18 protein-coding genes are annotated in these 16368 nt (G+C 68.2%); 9 read left to right on the top strand and 9 right to left on the bottom strand.

Annotated elements, in window-relative coordinates:
- Positions 1-34 precede the first annotated feature (34 nt).
- Positions 35-544: a short-chain dehydrogenase gene (locus ACFOWZ_RS31590; protein WP_382377571.1), complete on the top strand. Its 510-nt coding sequence runs from the start codon at positions 35-37 to the stop codon at positions 542-544.
- Between the two features lies 1 nt (position 545).
- Here ACFOWZ_RS31590 and ACFOWZ_RS31585 read toward each other — a convergent pair whose 3' ends face one another.
- From ACFOWZ_RS31585 to ACFOWZ_RS31575, 3 genes are read right to left on the bottom strand one after another with little or no spacing between them, the layout of a single operon-like run.
- Positions 546-908 (bottom strand): STAS domain-containing protein, encoded by a 363-nt coding sequence (locus ACFOWZ_RS31585; RefSeq protein ID WP_382377570.1) that lies wholly within the window; start codon positions 906-908, stop codon positions 546-548.
- A gap of 20 nt (positions 909-928) precedes the next feature.
- Entirely contained in the window at positions 929-1696 is a 768-nt protein-coding gene (locus ACFOWZ_RS31580; RefSeq protein WP_382377569.1) for an iron-containing redox enzyme family protein, read from the bottom strand.
- Entirely contained in the window at positions 1696-2763 is a 1068-nt protein-coding gene (locus ACFOWZ_RS31575) for a carboxylate-amine ligase (RefSeq protein ID WP_382377567.1), read from the bottom strand. The genes ACFOWZ_RS31580 and ACFOWZ_RS31575 overlap by 1 nt, the downstream gene beginning before the upstream one ends.
- A 49-nt stretch (positions 2764-2812) precedes the next feature.
- On the opposite strand from ACFOWZ_RS31575, the gene ACFOWZ_RS31570 reads away from it, so the two are divergent.
- Positions 2813-3736 (top strand): DNA topoisomerase IB, encoded by a 924-nt coding sequence (locus tag ACFOWZ_RS31570; RefSeq protein ID WP_382377566.1) that lies wholly within the window; start codon positions 2813-2815, stop codon positions 3734-3736.
- Here the strand turns inward: ACFOWZ_RS31570 and ACFOWZ_RS31565 are convergent.
- The 3 genes from ACFOWZ_RS31565 to ACFOWZ_RS31555 are packed head-to-tail and all read right to left on the bottom strand — an operon-like array spanning position 3723 to position 5387.
- Entirely contained in the window at positions 3723-4148 is a 426-nt protein-coding gene (locus tag ACFOWZ_RS31565; protein WP_382377565.1) for a DUF4383 domain-containing protein, read from the bottom strand. The two genes, ACFOWZ_RS31570 and ACFOWZ_RS31565, sit on opposite strands and share 14 nt — an antisense overlap.
- A gap of 42 nt (positions 4149-4190) precedes the next feature.
- On the bottom strand, positions 4191-4910 hold the full coding sequence (locus tag ACFOWZ_RS31560) for a SigB/SigF/SigG family RNA polymerase sigma factor (RefSeq protein WP_382377564.1): 720 nt from the start codon (positions 4908-4910) through the stop codon (positions 4191-4193).
- 12 nt (positions 4911-4922) lie between these two features.
- On the bottom strand, positions 4923-5387 hold the full coding sequence (locus ACFOWZ_RS31555) for an SRPBCC family protein (protein WP_030468898.1): 465 nt from the start codon (positions 5385-5387) through the stop codon (positions 4923-4925).
- A 202-nt stretch (positions 5388-5589) separates the two neighbouring features.
- Between ACFOWZ_RS31555 and ACFOWZ_RS31550 the strand changes: the two genes are divergently transcribed.
- From ACFOWZ_RS31550 to ACFOWZ_RS31520, 7 genes are all read left to right on the top strand, one after another.
- A complete protein-coding gene (locus ACFOWZ_RS31550; protein WP_382377563.1) occupies positions 5590-6363 on the top strand; it encodes an ABC transporter ATP-binding protein in 774 nt (257 codons plus the stop codon).
- Positions 6360-7139 (top strand): ABC transporter ATP-binding protein, encoded by a 780-nt coding sequence (locus tag ACFOWZ_RS31545; RefSeq protein WP_382377562.1) that lies wholly within the window; start codon positions 6360-6362, stop codon positions 7137-7139. Before ACFOWZ_RS31550 ends, ACFOWZ_RS31545 begins: the two co-directional genes overlap by 4 nt.
- Positions 7136-8980: an AMP-dependent synthetase/ligase gene (locus tag ACFOWZ_RS31540; RefSeq protein ID WP_382377561.1), complete on the top strand. Its 1845-nt coding sequence runs from the start codon at positions 7136-7138 to the stop codon at positions 8978-8980. The genes ACFOWZ_RS31545 and ACFOWZ_RS31540 overlap by 4 nt, the downstream gene beginning before the upstream one ends.
- Complete coding sequence (locus ACFOWZ_RS31535; RefSeq protein WP_382377560.1) at positions 8973-9860, top strand: branched-chain amino acid ABC transporter permease; 888 nt, start codon at positions 8973-8975, stop codon at positions 9858-9860. Before ACFOWZ_RS31540 ends, ACFOWZ_RS31535 begins: the two co-directional genes overlap by 8 nt.
- Positions 9857-10957, top strand: coding sequence for a branched-chain amino acid ABC transporter permease (locus ACFOWZ_RS31530; RefSeq protein ID WP_030468903.1), 1101 nt, complete (start codon positions 9857-9859; stop codon positions 10955-10957). The genes ACFOWZ_RS31535 and ACFOWZ_RS31530 overlap by 4 nt, the downstream gene beginning before the upstream one ends.
- Positions 10958-10969: 12 nt before the next feature.
- Positions 10970-12256: an ABC transporter substrate-binding protein gene (locus tag ACFOWZ_RS31525; RefSeq protein WP_382377558.1), complete on the top strand. Its 1287-nt coding sequence runs from the start codon at positions 10970-10972 to the stop codon at positions 12254-12256.
- Positions 12257-12438: 182 nt separating this feature from the next.
- Positions 12439-12645: a hypothetical protein gene (locus tag ACFOWZ_RS31520; protein ID WP_382377557.1), complete on the top strand. Its 207-nt coding sequence runs from the start codon at positions 12439-12441 to the stop codon at positions 12643-12645.
- A gap of 72 nt (positions 12646-12717) precedes the next feature.
- Here the strand turns inward: ACFOWZ_RS31520 and ACFOWZ_RS31515 are convergent, their stop codons facing one another.
- From ACFOWZ_RS31515 to ACFOWZ_RS31505, 3 genes are read right to left on the bottom strand one after another with little or no spacing between them, the layout of a single operon-like run.
- Positions 12718-13674: a TolB family protein gene (locus ACFOWZ_RS31515; RefSeq protein WP_382377556.1), complete on the bottom strand. Its 957-nt coding sequence runs from the start codon at positions 13672-13674 to the stop codon at positions 12718-12720.
- Complete coding sequence (locus ACFOWZ_RS31510) at positions 13671-14876, bottom strand: MFS transporter (protein WP_382377555.1); 1206 nt, start codon at positions 14874-14876, stop codon at positions 13671-13673. The genes ACFOWZ_RS31515 and ACFOWZ_RS31510 overlap by 4 nt, the downstream gene beginning before the upstream one ends.
- Before the next feature lie 19 nt (positions 14877-14895).
- Entirely contained in the window at positions 14896-16230 is a 1335-nt protein-coding gene (locus ACFOWZ_RS31505) for a CBM96 family carbohydrate-binding protein (RefSeq protein WP_382377554.1), read from the bottom strand.
- Between the last annotated feature and the right edge of the window lie 138 nt (positions 16231-16368).

The following is a 16368-nucleotide window of genomic DNA, read 5'->3' as shown; positions in this document are numbered from 1 at the left end:
GTGCGGGCTTCGATACAGGCGCTAGCTTCCAGGTATGGCTTCTGTGCTGATCACCGGTGCGAACGAGCGCCTCAGCCTCGAGACCGCTCGTCAACTGGTTCGCGCCGGCCACACCGTCTGGCTGGGCAGCCGTGACCTGGGGCGCGGTGAGGCCGGCACCCGGCCCGTCCAGCTCGACGTCACGTCCGACGAGTCGGTGGCCGCGGCGGCAGAGGCAGTGGCGGAGCTGGACGTGCTGGTCAACGCCGACCTCGCGCGGGAGACGTTCGAGGACACCCTCGCCTGCCTGGCCCGCGTGCTGCACGCGTTCCTGCCGCTGCTGGAGCGGTCGTCCGCGCCGGTCGTCGTGAACGTCAGCGGCCAACCGGCGTCGGTGTCCGCCGCAGCGGTCAACATGGTCACGGTGCAGTACGCCAAGGCGTTCCCGAACGTGCGGATCAACGCGGTCGAGCCGGGCGCCGCGTCCGTCGTGCGGATGGCGCAGATCGGCCAGGACGGGCCGACCGGCGGCTACTTCGACGCCGACGGCCCCCTGCCGTGGTGACTCACGAGGAGTAGCGCTCCACCGCCTCGTCCAGCGAACGCAGGATCGTGAACACCGAGTCCAGCCCTGTCGCCTCGATCGGGCGCAACGCCGCTCTGGTCGAAGCGACGACGACGAACTCGACGCCGGTGCCGGCAGCGCGCTGCTGCCCGAGCACGAGCGCCTCCAGACCGGCCGAGCCCAGGAACTTCACGCCGCCGAGATCGACGACTACCGCCCGGTTCGCCTCCACCACGTGACTGTCCAACGGTGTGGTCAGCTCGCCGCTGCTCGTGGTGTCGAGCTCTCCGGACACGTGCAGCACGACGACGTCGGGTGCGATCCGGTCGACGACCACGGAGGCCAGAGCTGTGGGGTCGGGCACGCTGTCTCCCTTCAGTGCGGTCAGCACCCCACGTTAACGCGGCCCTGCGAGACCAGCCAGCGACCCCTCAGCGAGGTGCGTCCGGCCCGCAGGCTCGCGTGGACGTGCTGCGTCAGGCGGGCGTGCAGTTCGTGGCACGCGGTGAAGCCGAAGCGGACGTCCTCCGGCGGGCACTGCACGGGCAGGAGCTGCGCGAACGGGTCACCGCCGATCGTGTCCACGGCGGACAGGAATCCGACCAGAGCGCCCACCAGACGCTGGTGCAGGCCGAACAACGACAGCGCGTTCACGAGCGCGAGGGTGGGCGCGGGCATCTCGTCGACGCTCGCGCAGACGTCGAGGTCGCGCAACGTCACGGTGAACAGCACCGAGTGCGTCCGCTCCGACCGCGCCCCGTACGCGTCGCCCTGGATGTCGCGCAGCACCGAACGCATCTCCCTGCGCGGCTGCCAGAACGCGTGGTGCCGGCGCAGCTCCGCGAGCCCTTCCTCCGAAAGGACCGCCGGTTGCGTCGTCTCCTCCAGCGACCGCAGCCCTTCCTCCCAGCGCGATTCCAGGGCAGCGTGGAACTGGGCCAGCGCCGGGTGGTCCTCCCACTGCGGGTGCACGTCGTCGAACCCGCGCATCCGCAGCTCGTAGCAGATCCACAGCGACAGCTGGAGATCGTCGTCGAGACAGGTCTCTCTGGTCCCGCCGCTGACGAGCAGTGCGGGTCGTGGCAACGGTTGCGAGCGCAGCGCGGCGACGAGCGCGGCGCTCATGTGGCCGCGGGGAGCGGGGAGTCGCATCAGATGTCCTCACGCGTTCGGGCGATCAGCATGTCCACAAGGGACTCGGGGTCCGGGCAGCGTCGTTGCCGAGCGGCACCGCTGCCGTTGTGGCGCAACCAGTCGATCTGCCGCTCCACAGTAGACAGCGTGCCGCGATCGCGCAGCGCGACCGAAACGTGCTCGGCGAGCTCTTCTGCCCGGTCGAACGCGGGGGAGAGTTTTCCGGTGTGTGGATCGGCGGCCAGTCCGTCGACCCCGTCGCGCGACGCCCGCCAATATGCCGCTCGCAGCACGGAGTCGTCCACCCGCTGTTCGGAGGGTTCCGACACGACGAGGGCTCGGATCAGTTCGGCGAGAACGACCACTTCCGTTGCCAGTTGCGGAATGTCCGCGACGCGCACCTCGACCGTCGGGTGGTTCGCCGACGGGCGGACGTCCCAGTACACCATCGCCCTGTCCAGCAACGCCTGCGTCGAGATGATCGAGTCGACGGTCCGGTCGTAGTGCTCGGGACCGTCCCACTCCGGCGGCGGCCCGCTCACCGGCCAGCGCGACCACACCATCGACCGCCAGCTCGCGTACCCGGTGTCCTCTCCCTCGTAGACGGGGGAGTTCGCGCTCAGCGCGAGCAGCGTCGGCAGCCAGGCCCGCAGCTTGTTCGACGCCCGCAGCGCCTCGGCCTTGTCCTCGACGCCCACGTGCACGTGCAGCCCGCAAGCACCTTGCCCGATGACGAGTCTTCGGTGGGAGTACTCGATCTGGTGATATCTGGGGTCGTCCGTGCCCGGAGGAGGACCTGCCTTGCCGATCGGTGGCATGCCCGTGGCGACGAGCCGGCACCCCGCGGCGTCGGCGGCCTCGACCAGCACCCTCCTGGCGGCGCGCACCTGCTCGTCCAGCTCTTCGAAGGAGTGCGTGACGCCGGTCGCGATCTCGATCTGGAACGGCGTCAGCTCGCCCTGGACGTCGAGGTCACCGGGCGCGCGAGAAATCTCCCTGACTCGGGGTGCCAGCGCTACCGGCCGCCGCGACTCGGGATCCACGAGAAGGAACTCTTGTTCCACACCGACCGTGTAGTGATTCATCGGCGAGCGGGTACCCGCGTCTCGTGCTGATCAACCACGAGGTGCCCGAATGAGACTGCGCCGCAGCGACCCGGCCCGGCCGGGCTGGACCCGCCGCCGCCACGGCAGCGGGTTCCGCTACCTCGACGCGACCGGCCGGCGCCTGGGCGCCGAGGACGTCGCACGGGTGAAAGCGCTGGTCATCCCGCCGGCGTGGCGGGACGTGTGGATCTCGCCGCACCCGAACGGCCACATCCAGGCCCTCGGCTACGACGACGCGGGCCGCCGCCAGTACCTCTACCACGAGAAGTGGCGGACCGACCGGGACGCGGAGAAGTTCGACCGCGTGCTGAGGCTCGCGCCGCGCCTGCGGAAGTTCCGCGAGCAGATCGAGAAGGACATGAAGTCCCGTGGCCGCAAGCGGTTGCTCGCCATCGCGCTGCGCATGCTCGACCTCGGCGTCTTCCGCGTCGGCCACGAGCAGTACGCGGAGGACAACGGCACCCACGGCGTCGCGACCCTCCTTTGTGAACACCTCAGCGTGCGCGGGGACCGCGTGCGGTTCCGCTTTCCCGCGAAGCACGGCGTCGAGGTCGACGAGGAGATCACCGACGCTCAGCTCGCACGCGCCGTCCGTTCACTGCTGAAGGACCAGACCCCTGACTGCCGGGTCTTCGACCTCACCGCCGACGACATCAACGAACGGTTCCGCGAACTGGTCGGCGACGAGTTCAGCGTGAAGGACCTCCGCACCTGGCACGCGACGGTCCGTGCCGCCCAGGCGTTCGCCGACACCTTGAAGGAACGCGGCAAGCCGTCCAAACGAGCGGTCAGCGCGGTCATGAAGGAGGTCGCGGAACACCTGGGCAACACGCCCGCCGTGGCGCGGAAGTCCTACGTCGACCCGCGCCTGGTCGAGGCGTTCGAGAGCGGTGAGGTCATCGGGAACGGCGATCCGGAACGCGCGGTGAGCAGGCTGCTCAGGTCGTCCTGAGCGCCGCCGCCCGGTCGCACTGCCGGCACCACGCGGCACCCTGGGCCGCCGCCAGAGAGGCGAAGCCGGCGAACATGTGCAGCGCGTTGCTGCCGGGGTTCACGTTGAGGAAGTTGACGACCTGGTCGTCGTACCGGGCGAGCCCCAGGCCGAACAGCACGAGGAACAGCACCGCCACCAGCAGCGCGGTTCCGCTCAGCGCCTTCAGCCGGGGAGCCGCGACGATCAGCGCGGCACCGAACACGAGGTGGATGGTGTTCTGCAGCGGGTTGACCCTCAGCAGCAGAACCGAGGTGTCGGCTTCACCGGCGAAGGAGGAAAAGCCCGTCACGAAGAAACCGGCCACTCCCCAGAGCGCGAGCAGGGCGCCAGTGCTGATCGCCAGCTTCTGGGGCCACCGCAACCGGTTCATGCCGCCAGTATCGCGAAGACCGGACATTCGCGCTCGCTCATTTCACTCCTCCGCCAGCAGGTCGTGCCGCAGCTGCTCCAGCGACTTGGTCAGCAGGCGCGACACGTGCATCTGGGAGATCCCGACTCGGCGGGCGATCTCCGTCTGGGTCAGCCGGCCGAAGAACCTCAGGACCACGATGGTCCGCTCGCGCCGGGGCAGGCCCCGCAACATCGGTTGCAGGGCCTCGTGGATCTCGACTCCCTCCAGCGCGGGGTCGTCGACCGTCGAGCTCTCCAGCGCGTCGAGTGAAGCGAACGAGACGTTCTTCTCCACGCGCAGGCCCTCGTAGACGTCGGTCAGCGACACCCCCAGGTGCCGGGCGATCTCGGAGGGAGTGGGAGACCGCCCGGTCTTGTGCGACAGTTCGGCGGTCGCGCCGTCGATGGAGTCACACAGCTCTTTCAACCTGCGGGGCACGCGCACCGCCCAGCACTGGTCACGGAAGTGACGCCGCACCTCGCCGGTGATCGTGGGCACGGCGTAGGACAGGAAGTCCGTCTGCCTGCTCACGTCGAACCTGTCGATGGCGTTGATCAGTCCGACCGCTGCCACCTGAGCGAGGTCTTCCATGGGCTCGCCGCGTTCGCTGAAGCGGCGGGCGATGTGCCGGGCGAGCGGGAGGTACTCGCGCACCAGCCGGTCTCGCAGCGCGTAGTAGCGCGGCGAGTCACGGCAGGTGCCCGCGAGTTCCTCGAACGCCGCGTGCTGGTCTGGCGTCAAGGCGCACCGCGATCAGACCTGGGGCGGCGGCGTCACGTCGCCGCGCCACGCGCCGGTCTCGGTGCCGCGGTTCTCGATGAACTCCTTGAACCGCTTCAGGTCGCCCTCGACCCGGTGGCCGACGACGCCCAGGGCGGCGCCTGCCTTCTCGGTGAAGGTCTCCGGGTCGTACTCCATCTGGAGGTGAACCCGCGTCGTGTCGTTGTCGAGCCGGTGGAAGGTGACCACGCCACCCTGCGGCGGTCCGTCGACCGTGGTCCACGCGACGCGCTCGTCCGGGTGCTGCTCGGTGATCTCCGCGTCGAACTCCCGGACGACCCCGCCGATCTTCGTGGTCCAGTGGGTCCGAGTCGGCGTGAGCTGGTCGATCTTCTCGACGCCGTCCATGAACGCCGGGAAGGATTCGAACTGGGTCCACTGGTTGTAGGCCGTGCTCACAGGCACGTGGACGTCCACCGACTTCTCAATGGTGGTCACGAAACCTCCTCCTCTTTCACTAGTCGTTCAGGGGGTGAGTACCCGTGTCACGCGCTGTTACACATCGCCTACCTGTCCACACCGGACGGTCACGGAGAGTGGTGAACCACTTGCGATCTGCGCATCACGAAATCGCCCACAGTGGTCAAACCGGCTGTGATCCACGTCATACTGATCGGCATCGAAGCCCTAGGAGGCGCCGGTGCTCGAGGCGAACAACCTTGAGGTTGTCTACGACGACGTGATGCTGGTGCTCCGCGGCGTGAGCCTCAGGGTGCCCAAAGGCCAGGTCGTCGCCCTTCTCGGTGCCAACGGCGCCGGGAAGACGACGCTGATGAGAGCGTTCAGCGGGCTGCTCGACGTGCACGACGGCAAGGTCACCAAAGGCTCAATCACGCTCGACGGTGAACCGATTCACCGTCTGTCACCGGCGAAAATCGCGGACCGGGGCATCAAGCAGGCGCTCGAAGGTCGCAGGATCCTCGCCGAGCTCACCGTCGAGGAGAACCTCAAGGTCGGTGGCCACGCGAGACCCAGAACCCTCAAGCACAACCTCGACCGCTGCTACGAGCTGTTCCCGCGGCTGCTGGAACGGCGAAGACAGAGCGCCGGCTACCTGTCCGGCGGCGAGCAGCAGATGCTCTCGATCGGTCGGGCTTTGATGTCCGAGCCTTCCTACCTGCTGCTCGACGAGCCCAGCCTCGGCCTCGCGCCGCTGCTCGTGCAGCAGATCCGCGACCTCGTCGTGAAGATCAACGAACAGGGCACCACGGTCCTGCTGGTCGAGCAGAACGCCAGCATGGCGCTCTCCATCGCCGACCACGGGTACGTGCTGGAGACCGGCAAGGTCGTCATGGACAAGTCGGCCGCGGCGCTCCTGGCCGACGACGACATCCGCGAGTTCTACCTCGGTCTCGGCACCTCCTCGTTCCGTGCGGTCAAGCACTACAAGCGCAGGAAGCGGTGGCTGTCATGAGCGTGCTGCAGGTCACCGACGTGCGGCTCGCGTTCGACGGCGTGGTGGCCGTCGACGGGGTGTCGTTCGAGGTCGGCGACGGTGAGCTGTTCGCCGTCATCGGCCCGAACGGCGCCGGCAAGACCTCCATCTTCAACGTCCTGAGCGGCGTCTACCGGCCGCAGCGGGGCACCGTGCGGTTCGGGGGAAAGGACCTCATCGGCATGCGGCCGCACCGCATCGCCGCCCTGGGCATGGCCCGGACGTTCCAGAACATCGAGCTGTTCTCCCACCTCACCGTCGTCGACAACCTCATGCTCGGCCGCCACAACCACATGAACTACGGAGCGTTGTCGGCGTTCTTCTGGTTCGGCAGGGCGCGCAGCGAGGAGCTGAAGAACCGGTCGGCCGTCGAGGACGTGATCGACTTCCTGGAGCTGGAGCAGTGGCGCCGGTTCCCGGTCGGGCTGCTGCCGTACGGCGTGCAGAAGCGCGTCGAGCTGGGCAGGGCGCTCGCGATGGAACCCCGGTTGCTCCTGCTCGACGAGCCCGTCGCGGGCATGAACGTCGAGGAGACCGAGGACATGGCCCGGTTCATCCTCGACGTCCGCGAGGAGCTGAACATCCCCATGATCATGGTGGAGCACGACATGGGCCTCGTGATGGACCTGGCCGACCGCGTGATGGTGATGGACTTCGGCCGCCCGATCCGCACGGGTACTCCGGCCGAGGTCCAGGAGGACCCCGACGTCATCCGCGCGTACCTCGGCGAGCAGCACCGGAGCGTGGCGTCATGACGACGACCGTGGCGACTCGAGTGAGGGACAGGGCGGCTCGGACACCGGGTCAGATCGCGTTGCGCGCCAAAGACTTCGGCATCTGGCAGGAAGTCTCGTGGGCGCAGTACTGGGCGAACGTCGAACTCGTCGGCGACGCGCTGCTCGCCCTCGGCGTGCAGCCGGGCGACCGGGTGGCGATCCACTCGGAGAACCGGCGCGAGTGGCTCTACGCCGACCTCGGTGTCGTCGCCGCGCGCGGCATCACGGTCGGGCTCTACCCGACGAACCCGCCGTCCGAGGTCGCGTACCTCCTGTCGCACTCCGGGGCCAGGATCCTCATCGCGGAGGACCAGGAACAGGTCGACAAAGCGCTGGCGGTGCTGGAGGACACACCCGACCTCGAACGGATCGTGTACCTCGAACCGCGCGGCATCAAGGGCCGCTACGACAACCCGAAGCTGCTCGCCTGGGACGACTTCCTGGCACTCGGCGCGCGGTACCGGGACGAGCACGGCGACGAGCTCGCCGAACGCATGGCGCAGACCGAGCCGGACGACGTGATGACGTTGATCTACACGTCCGGTACCACCGGGCCGCCCAAGGGCGCGATGCTCACCGTGGCGAACGTCGAGTTCGCCGTCCACGTGCTGGTGGAGGGCGGCGGTTTCACTTCGCCACCGCCGTCCTCCACCGATGTCACGCTGTCGTACCTGCCGCTCTGCCACGTCGCCGAACGCATCTTCACGACGTGGTTCAGCGCGGCGAGCGGTGTGCAGGTGCACTTCGCCGAGTCGATCGAGACCGTGCAGGCGAACCTGCGCGAGGTGCAGCCGACGATCCTGTTCGGCGTGCCGCGCATCTGGGAGAAGGTGCTGGCGGGCGTCACGATCGGCGTGTCGTCGGCTTCCTGGCTCAAACGTTCCGTCACCCGGTTCTGGTTGCGCAGAGCGGACGGCATCGGCGAAACGCTCGTGCGGACCGGCGGGAAGCACACCGGGAAGAGCCGGCTGATCTACGCGCTGGGCTGGCTGTTCTGCTTCCGCGCGCTGAAGGCCCGCATCGGCATGCGGTACGTCCGGTACGCCGCGTCCGGCGCCGCGCCGATCGCCCCGGACGTGCTGAAGTTCTTCATGGGCATCGGGGTGCCGATGCACGAGGTCTACGGCATGACCGAGAACACCGCCGTGGCAACGGGAAACCGGCCGGGACGGGTCAAGGTCGGCACCGTCGGCGAGCCGCAGCCCGGCATCGAGCTGCGGATCGACGCCGAGACCGGCGAGATCCTCACCCGGCACGGCGGCACGTTCGCGGGCTACTGGCGTGATCCCGACGCCACTTCCCGTGTGGTCACCGACGGCTGGCTGCACACCGGCGACGTCGGCGAGTGGGTCGACGAGACGCACGTGAAGATCACCGACCGGATGAAGGACATCATCATCACCGCGGGCGGCAAGAACATCGCGCCGTCCGAGCTGGAGAACGCGCTCAAGACCTCCCCGTACATCAAGGAAGCCGTGGTGGTCGGCGACCAGCGGGCGTACCTGGTGGCGTTGATCGGCATCGAGTACGAGACGGTCGGCCACTGGGCCCAGCAACGCAAACTCCCGTACACCACCTACCGGGACCTGTCGGAGAAGCCGGAGGTTCTGGAGCTGGTGCAGTCGATCGTGAACGAGGTGAACTCACGCTTCGCCTCGGTCGAGCAGATCAAGAAGTTCCGGATGTTCCCCAAGGAGCTCGACCACGAGGACGGCGAGCTGACCGCGACGCAGAAGGTGAAGAGATCTGCGCTGGGCAAGATGTTCGGCGACCTCGTGGAGTCGATGTACGGCGGAGCCGGGGGAACACGGCATGGATGAGTTTCTTCAGTCGTTGATCCGCGGCCTCGGCACCGGGTCCATCTATTCGCTGCTCGCTTTGGGCTTCGTGATCATCTACAAGTCGACGCAGGTGATCAGCTTCGCGCAGCCCGCCTTCATGCTGGCGGGCGCGGTGCTGGTCTCGTACCTCGCGCCGCAGGTGTCGTTCTTCGGCGCGGTCGTGCTGGCGGCGGCGATCATCGCCGTGCTGGCGCTGGGCGTCGAACGCACGGTGCTGCGGCCGATGGTCGGCAAACCGGTGTTCGTCGTCGCGATCATCACCATCGGCGTGGACGTCGTGGTCAGGGTCGTGACGAACGCGTTCATCGGCCTGGACGTGCGCCAGGTCGGCGACCCGTGGGGCCTCACGACGATGAACTTCCTGGGCGCGGAGGTGCAGCAGCGGTACCTGGTGATGATCGGGACCACCGCGGTCGTCACCGTCGCGTTGTTCGCCTTCTTCCGGTATTCGCGCATCGGGCTCGCGATGCGTGCGGTCGCCTACGACCAGGAAGTCGCGCTGGCGCAAGGGATCTCGGTCGGGTCGGTGTTCGCGCTGTCGTGGGCGTTGGCGGGCGGGCTCGCCGCGCTGGCCGGGGTGTTCGTGGCGACCGGCGCCGGCGTCGACCAGCAGCTGTGGATCGTGGCGCTGAAGGCGTTGCCCGCGATCATCCTCGGCGGGCTGGAGTCGTTGGGCGGCGCGGTCGTCGGCGGGCTCGCGGTGGGGATCGTCGAGTCGCTCTTCGGGACGTACCAGGGCGACTTCGCGCCGTGGCTCGGGCCGAACTTCGCGCTCGTCGCGCCGTACGCGTTGATGCTGCTGGTGTTGCTCGTCAGACCGTATGGGTTGTTCGGCAAGAGGGAGGTGGAGCGGCTGTGAAGGGTCGTCCTGAGCTGTACACCTCCTACGCGCAGGACATGGCGTTCCTGAACACGCGTCCGAAACGCGCGTGGTCGCTGGGTCTCGTCGTGCTCGCCCTGCTGGTGCCGTTCCTCATCACGGACGACCTGCTGCAGCTGCTCGCGACCGGGTTCGTGGCGGCGATCGGCGCGATCGGGCTGAACATCGTCACTGGCTACGCGGGCCAGGTGTCGCTGGGCCACGCGTTCTTCCTCGCGATCGGCGCGTACACCGGTGCGGCTTTGAGCGGTTCCGAGACCGGACGGGTGATCGGGTTCGGCATCACGTCGCTGCCGATCTGGCTGCTGGCCTCGGGGTTGGTGGCCGCGTTCTTCGGCGTGCTGGTGGCGCCGGTGGCAGTGCGGTTGCGGGGGCTGTACCTCGCGATCGTGACGCTGGGGCTGGTCTTCCTGGGAGAGCACGTGTTCCGGGAGTGGACGTCGCTGACGGGCGGACCCGGTGTCGGGCGGCCGGCGGCGATCCCCGAGCTGTTCGGCGTGCGGCTGGACAGGGACAACGCCGTGTTCACCGCGGCACAACAGCTGTACCTGGTCATGTTCGTGCTGCTGGTGATCTTCGGGGTGCTGGCGCGGAACCTGGTGCGTTCGCGGGTCGGGCGGGCGTTCGCCGCGGTGCGCGACCGCGACCTGGCCGCGTCGGTGATCGGCGTGGACCTGACGAAGTACAAGGTCCTGGCGTTCGCGGTGTCCTCGTTCTACGCGGGTGTCGCGGGCGCTTTGCTGTTCGTGATCAACGGGTTCTTCGACCCCGGCTCGTTCAGCCTCCTGTTGTCAGTGCAGTACATCGCGATGGTGCTCATCGGCGGCGCGGGCACCATTTCGGGCGCGATCATGGGCGCGCTCTTCATCACGTTGCTGCCACGCATCACCAGGGAACTGCCCGCGGTGCTGCCGTTCATCAGTGGTGACGCGACCGGCGCGGTCACGGTCTTCCAGGTCGAGGCCGTGCTCTACGGCGTGCTCATCATCGTGTTCCTCATCGTCGAGCCACGCGGGTTGTTCGGCATCTGGGTCCGCGTCCGCAACTACTGGCGCACCTGGCCGTTCTCGTACTGAGGAGAGATTCCGATGTCTGGTAAGAGATTGGCTGTCATATTCGTGGGGGCGCTCGCTCTCGCGGCATGCCGTGGCGGGGACGGCGCCGCGCCGCAGGAGGGCGCCGGTGGCATCAAGGTCGACGTCGGCGTGACGAAGGAGGCGTGTCCCAACGCCGTCGACAAGTCCAAGGGCTGCATCTACCTGGGCACGATCTCGGACCTCACCGAGGGCCCGTTCAAGACGCTGGCCGTGCCGATCACGGACGCGCAGAAGGCGTTCTGGAAGCGCGTCAACGACAAGGGCGGCATCGGCGGCTACGAGGTCGACGTCACCAAGTACGTCAAGGACAACAAGTACAACCCGCAGATCCACAACCAGGTCTACCAGGAGATCAAGGGCAACATCCTGGCGCTCACGCAGACGTTGGGCTCTCCCACGACCGCGGCGATCCTGCCGGACCTCGAGAACACCCAGATGGTGTCGGTGCCCGCGTCCTGGACGTCGTTGTGGGGCTTCGAGGAGGTCGTGCTGGAGTCCGGCGCGAACTACTGCGTCGAGTCGATGAACACGGTCGACTACGCCGTCGACAAGCTGAGCGTGAAGTCCGTGATGGCCGTGCACCTCGCCGGTGACTACGGCGACGACGCGGCGGCCGGTGCGAAGATCGCCGCGGAGAAGCGCGGGCTGACGTTCGAGAACGTGACCACGCAGAGCGGCCAGGACAACCAGGGCGGCGCGATCGACGCCGTGGTGTCGAAGAAGCCCGACCTCGTCGTGCTGACCACCGGCCCGACCGATGCCGCCGTGATCATCGGTCAGGCCGCCGCCCGCGGGTACAAGGGCAAGTTCATCGGCACCTCGCCGACGTGGAACCCCGGTCTGCTGAAGTCGCCGGCCGCGCCCGCGATCAAGGCCCTGTACCTGCAGTCGGCGCCGTGGAAGGCGTGGGCGACCGAGACCGTCGGTCACACCGCGATGCGGGCGGCGCTGCCCGGCGTCACCCCGAACGACGGTTACACCGCCGGGTGGGTGTGGGCGTACCCGCTGAAGGCCGCGCTGGAGAAGGCGGCCGCGAACAAGGACCTGACGCGTGCCGGACTGCTCGCCGCGGTGCGTCAGCTCAACTCCGTGGACTACGAAGGCATGCTTCCTTCGGGTGCAGGTAATTTCTCCGCTTCGCCCCAGGACGCACTGTTCCGTCAGACGCTCATCTACCGCCCGGACGACGCCGCTCCGACCGGAGTGACGCTGGTAGAGGAGTTCTTCACCGGCCAGACGGCAAAAGATTTCAAGTTCGAGAAGCCCTGTTATCAGTGAACCGAACGGGTGACAGGCGATCCTGTCACCCGCCCTTTCTGGCTAGTCTCGCTGGTGAAGCTGGTGTAGGAGGTTGAGCGGTGTTGTCGTGCGTCGAGGTTCGCCGAGCCGCCGGAGGCCTCCGGTTATTCGTCCGGCCCCCGGCCGCGCTGCGCTGGAGCGCGCGGCTGGGGTACGAGCGGGTGTCGGAGCTGCTGACCGCGATTCGTCAGGCCGAGTCGTGCTCGGTGCCCGATGTGGCACTGCGGTACGTGCCTGACCAACGCACCGGTGAGGCGGTGCTGGCCTGCGCCACGGGGTCCGTCGTCCTGGACGCCGATGACGTGTCCGCGCTGCACGACACCCTGCGCGCACACATGCCAGACCGGATGCGCCCCCTCCCCGTCTAGCCCCGCTGTTTGGCGCGAAAAGCACGTTCGGGCCATCTATCGGCCCGAACGTGCTTTTCGCGCCAAAAAGATTCAGTTGACGGGCGCTGGGGAACTGGCCTCGGGAACCAGGATCGCGGGCGTGCCGGTGCCGTCGGCGGGCACGGACCACACGTCGTTGAGGCCGTCGTCGCGCTGGAGGCCGTACGCGACGGTCCTGTCGTCGATCCAGGCCGGTTGGTCGTCGACGCTGCGGGTCTCGGCGAGCTCGGTGATCCTGCGCGTGGCCAGGTCGAGGACGGAGACGCGCCAGCCCTTCTGCGGGTCGCCGTCGACCGCCTTCTTGTAGGCGATGCGGGTGCCGTCCGGGGACAGCGACGGGCACTCGACGTTGTCCGCGTCCGTCAGCGGGCGGACCTTGCGGGCCGCGAAGTCGCCTTCGAGGAGGTAGCGGTGGCCGCCGGTGGACATGGTGGCGTAGAAGCGGTTGTCGTCGGCGGTGAACGTGACGCCCCAGAAGTTCGTGTCGACCGGCCGTTGCGGCATGCCCTCGACGGTGAACTCCTCCAGCGACTGCACCAGCGTGCCGGTCTTGGTGTCGAGGATGCCCGTGCTCGTCGAGAAACCGTTGGCGGCGTAGGAGTGCCCGTCGACGAACAACGTCCACGCCACCATCCGGCCGCTCGCCGACACCCGCGTGCGGTTGGGGAACCCGGTCAGCGGAACCGTCTTCAGCTCCTTGAGATCGCTGTTCAGCACGGCCAGTTCGCCCGCCTTCAACGCGCCGACCGGGCGCAGGCAGGAGATCGTGCCCGCGGCGGAGTAGACGCGGTCGCAGCGTTGTTCGGTGACCTCGCGCGATCCGGCGGGGTCGGTGCGGGACACGGTGGAGAGCTTGCCGTTGCTGAGCACCACGAGCCTCGGGCCGCCGGTGGCCGGGACGGAGTGCGCGGCTTCCTGCGGCGGGGTGCCGGACAGCACTGTGTAGCCGACGGCGACACCGCCGAGCAGCACGGCGGCGATGAGCGTGACCAGCAGGCGGTTCTTCATGAGCGGCGGCGTCCCAGCAGTGCGGCGGTGGTGATCAGGGCGAGGACGACCGCGACGGCGGCGGTCCTGGTGGCTGCTTCCGGGCTCCAGAACTGCCAGGCGAGGCCGAACAGCACCGAGGAACCGAGGTAGGCGAGCGCCTGTCCGCTCTGGATCAGCGCGATGCCGGTGGTGCGCAGGCGTTCCGGCAGGATCGGGCCGGCGAGCGCCATCAGCACGCCGTCCGTGGCGGCGTAGAAGACGCCGTAGAGCAGGACAACGGTGACCAGGAGCGGCCAGCCGCCGAGCGGGCCGTGGAGCAGCAGGTACACGGCGGTCAGAGCGACGTAACCGCCCAGCATGACCTTGAGCCTGCCGATCCGGTCGGCGAGCGCGCCCAGCGGTGCGGCGAGCAGCAGGTAGACCAGGCTCGTGCCGACGGCGAGCAGCGGGAACCAGCCGAACGCCAGCCCTTCCCGCTTCTGCAGCAACAGGTACACGAACCCGTCGCCGACGGTGACCAGGCCGAGCAGTGACGCGGCCAGCACGATCCTGCGGACGGCCGGGTCCTTGAGGAGCGCGAGCTTCAGAGGTTCCTTGCGCTCCACGGGTTCCGGACGATCGCGCACGTAGAGCGCGAGGACCAGCACGCCGAACGCGGCGATGCAGAAGCTCGTGACGAACACGGCGTCGAACGACTGCGCCGAGGCCGCGAGGACGGCCATCGCCACGAGAGGTCCGGCGAACGCGCCGATGCCGTCCATCGCCCGGTGCACGCCGAACGCCCGCCCGAGGTCACCGCTCGGCGTCGAGAGAGTGATCAGCGCGTCCCGTGGTGCCGTGCGCAGACCCTTGCCTGCACGGTCCGCGGTGATCACGAAACCCAGTGCGGTCAGGGAGTTGCCCGCGGCGAGCAGTCCGAGCTTGGCCGCGGCGGAGAGGCCGTAGCCGAAGCCCGCGACCGCCTTGCGCCGGTTCGTCCGGTCGGCCAGGTAGCCGCCGGCGAGCCGCAGGAGCGTGGTGGCGCCGGTGTAGACGCCGTCGATCAGCCCGTACGCGGCCGGGCTGAGCTGGAGGCCGATCACCAGGTACAGCGGCAGGATCGCGGCCACCATCTCCGACGACACGTCGGTGATCAGGCTGACCGTGCCGAGCGCGAAGACGTTGCCGCTCAGCCCTTTCCAGTTCGCTGTCTTGGGTTTGTCGATTGTGGACAGGTACACGTCGGCCTCCAGCAGCCCGTCAGTGACAGTTGGTCGTGCCGCTGTCGGTGTAGGTCTTGCCCGCCTCGGGCACGAACTGCCAGTCGAAGCTGTTGCTGTGCAACGTCAGCTTCAGCACGCCGCGGGTGCCGGTGTTGCGGGCCTCGCTGTTCGGCTTGATCGTGCCGAACCCGTAGGCGCCGGCACCGCCCATGCCCGCGACGAACGTGCGGATGCCGCGTGCGTTGTCCAACGCGCCGTTGGGGTTCTGCGGGGCGAACCGTTCGTACTGGTGGTTGTGCCCGAAGAGCACCACATCTGCGTTGTAGTCGTACAGCGCCTGGAACAGCGGCTTGGTGGCGGTGGAAGGCGCGTGGTTGGCGCCGCTGGTGAACAGCGGGTGGTGCCAGTACGCCGCGGTGCACGGCTTCGTGCTCGCCGCGAGGTCCTGTCGCAGCCACTGCTCCTGCGCGCTGCCCGCGGACATGCTGATGTTGGAGTTCAGCGACACGATGTGCCAGTTGCCGAGGTCGTAGGAGTAGTAACCCCGCCCCGACGGACCGGCCTGCGCCCCGAAGTAGTTGTAGTACCCCGTGGCGCCACTGGTGTGATAGTCGTGGTTGCCCGGTGACGGCCGCGTACGTGCTTTGTGCCGGCCCCACGTGGGTTCGTAGTAGGTGCTGAACTGCGACGCGGTGCCGTCCGGGTAGACGTTGTCGCCCGTCGTCCAGACCGTGCCGGGGATGTTGTCCAGCAACGCGGCCGTGGCGGTGTCGCCGGAACCCGAGTCGGCGATGTCGCCCGCGCCGACGAACACCGGGTCACCGGGCGGCTCGGTGGTGCCACTGGTGACCACGAGCTGCGGCGCGGTGGTCGAACCGCTCTCCCGCGAGTCGTAGTCGGCGCCGTCCGAGTTGCTGGACGTGACGCCGATGCTGAACGTGCCGTTGCCCGTGACGTAGCTGGTCACGTCGACCTCGTACCAGGCGTTGCGCACGACCGCCCCGAGGGAGCCGAGCGTGGCGCCGTCGATGGAGGGCTGGTTGTTCCAGGTGACGCCGGTCTCGGTCCAGCTGACGTTGGTCATGGATCGGAACGTGCCGCCGTTCGGGCTCTGCGCGTCCGAGACGTCGTCGGTGTGGATGCGCAGCTTGGCGTTGCTGACCGCGCCGCTGATGTTCGACACGGTGAACTTGAGGAACGTCCGCTTGGTCGACGAGTTGTCGATGCCGAGCTGGCCGGACGTCCCGTAGTTCGTGCCGGTGGCGGCGCTGTCGACGTAGGTGTCGGCGGTGGGGGTGAACGTGGTGGTGGCTGCTTGAGCCGTCGTGGAGGCGGTGAGGGTGGCCGCCGTGACGACGACCGTGGAGAGCACGGCTAATGGAGCCCTGCGACGTGACATGCCAGCGCACTTCCTTGTTGGCGGACATGGACCGTCGCGAAGGGTAGGGGCCAGAAGCGCTTCACGCGGTGATCGTTTGGCAGCTGTTCGGTGAACGGCTGGGAAATCCCC

This window comes from Lentzea rhizosphaerae, from assembly GCF_042649515.1.
GTDB lineage: Bacteria > Actinomycetota > Actinomycetes > Mycobacteriales > Pseudonocardiaceae > Lentzea > Lentzea aerocolonigenes.
This window is presented reverse-complemented; position numbering and strand designations above follow the sequence as displayed.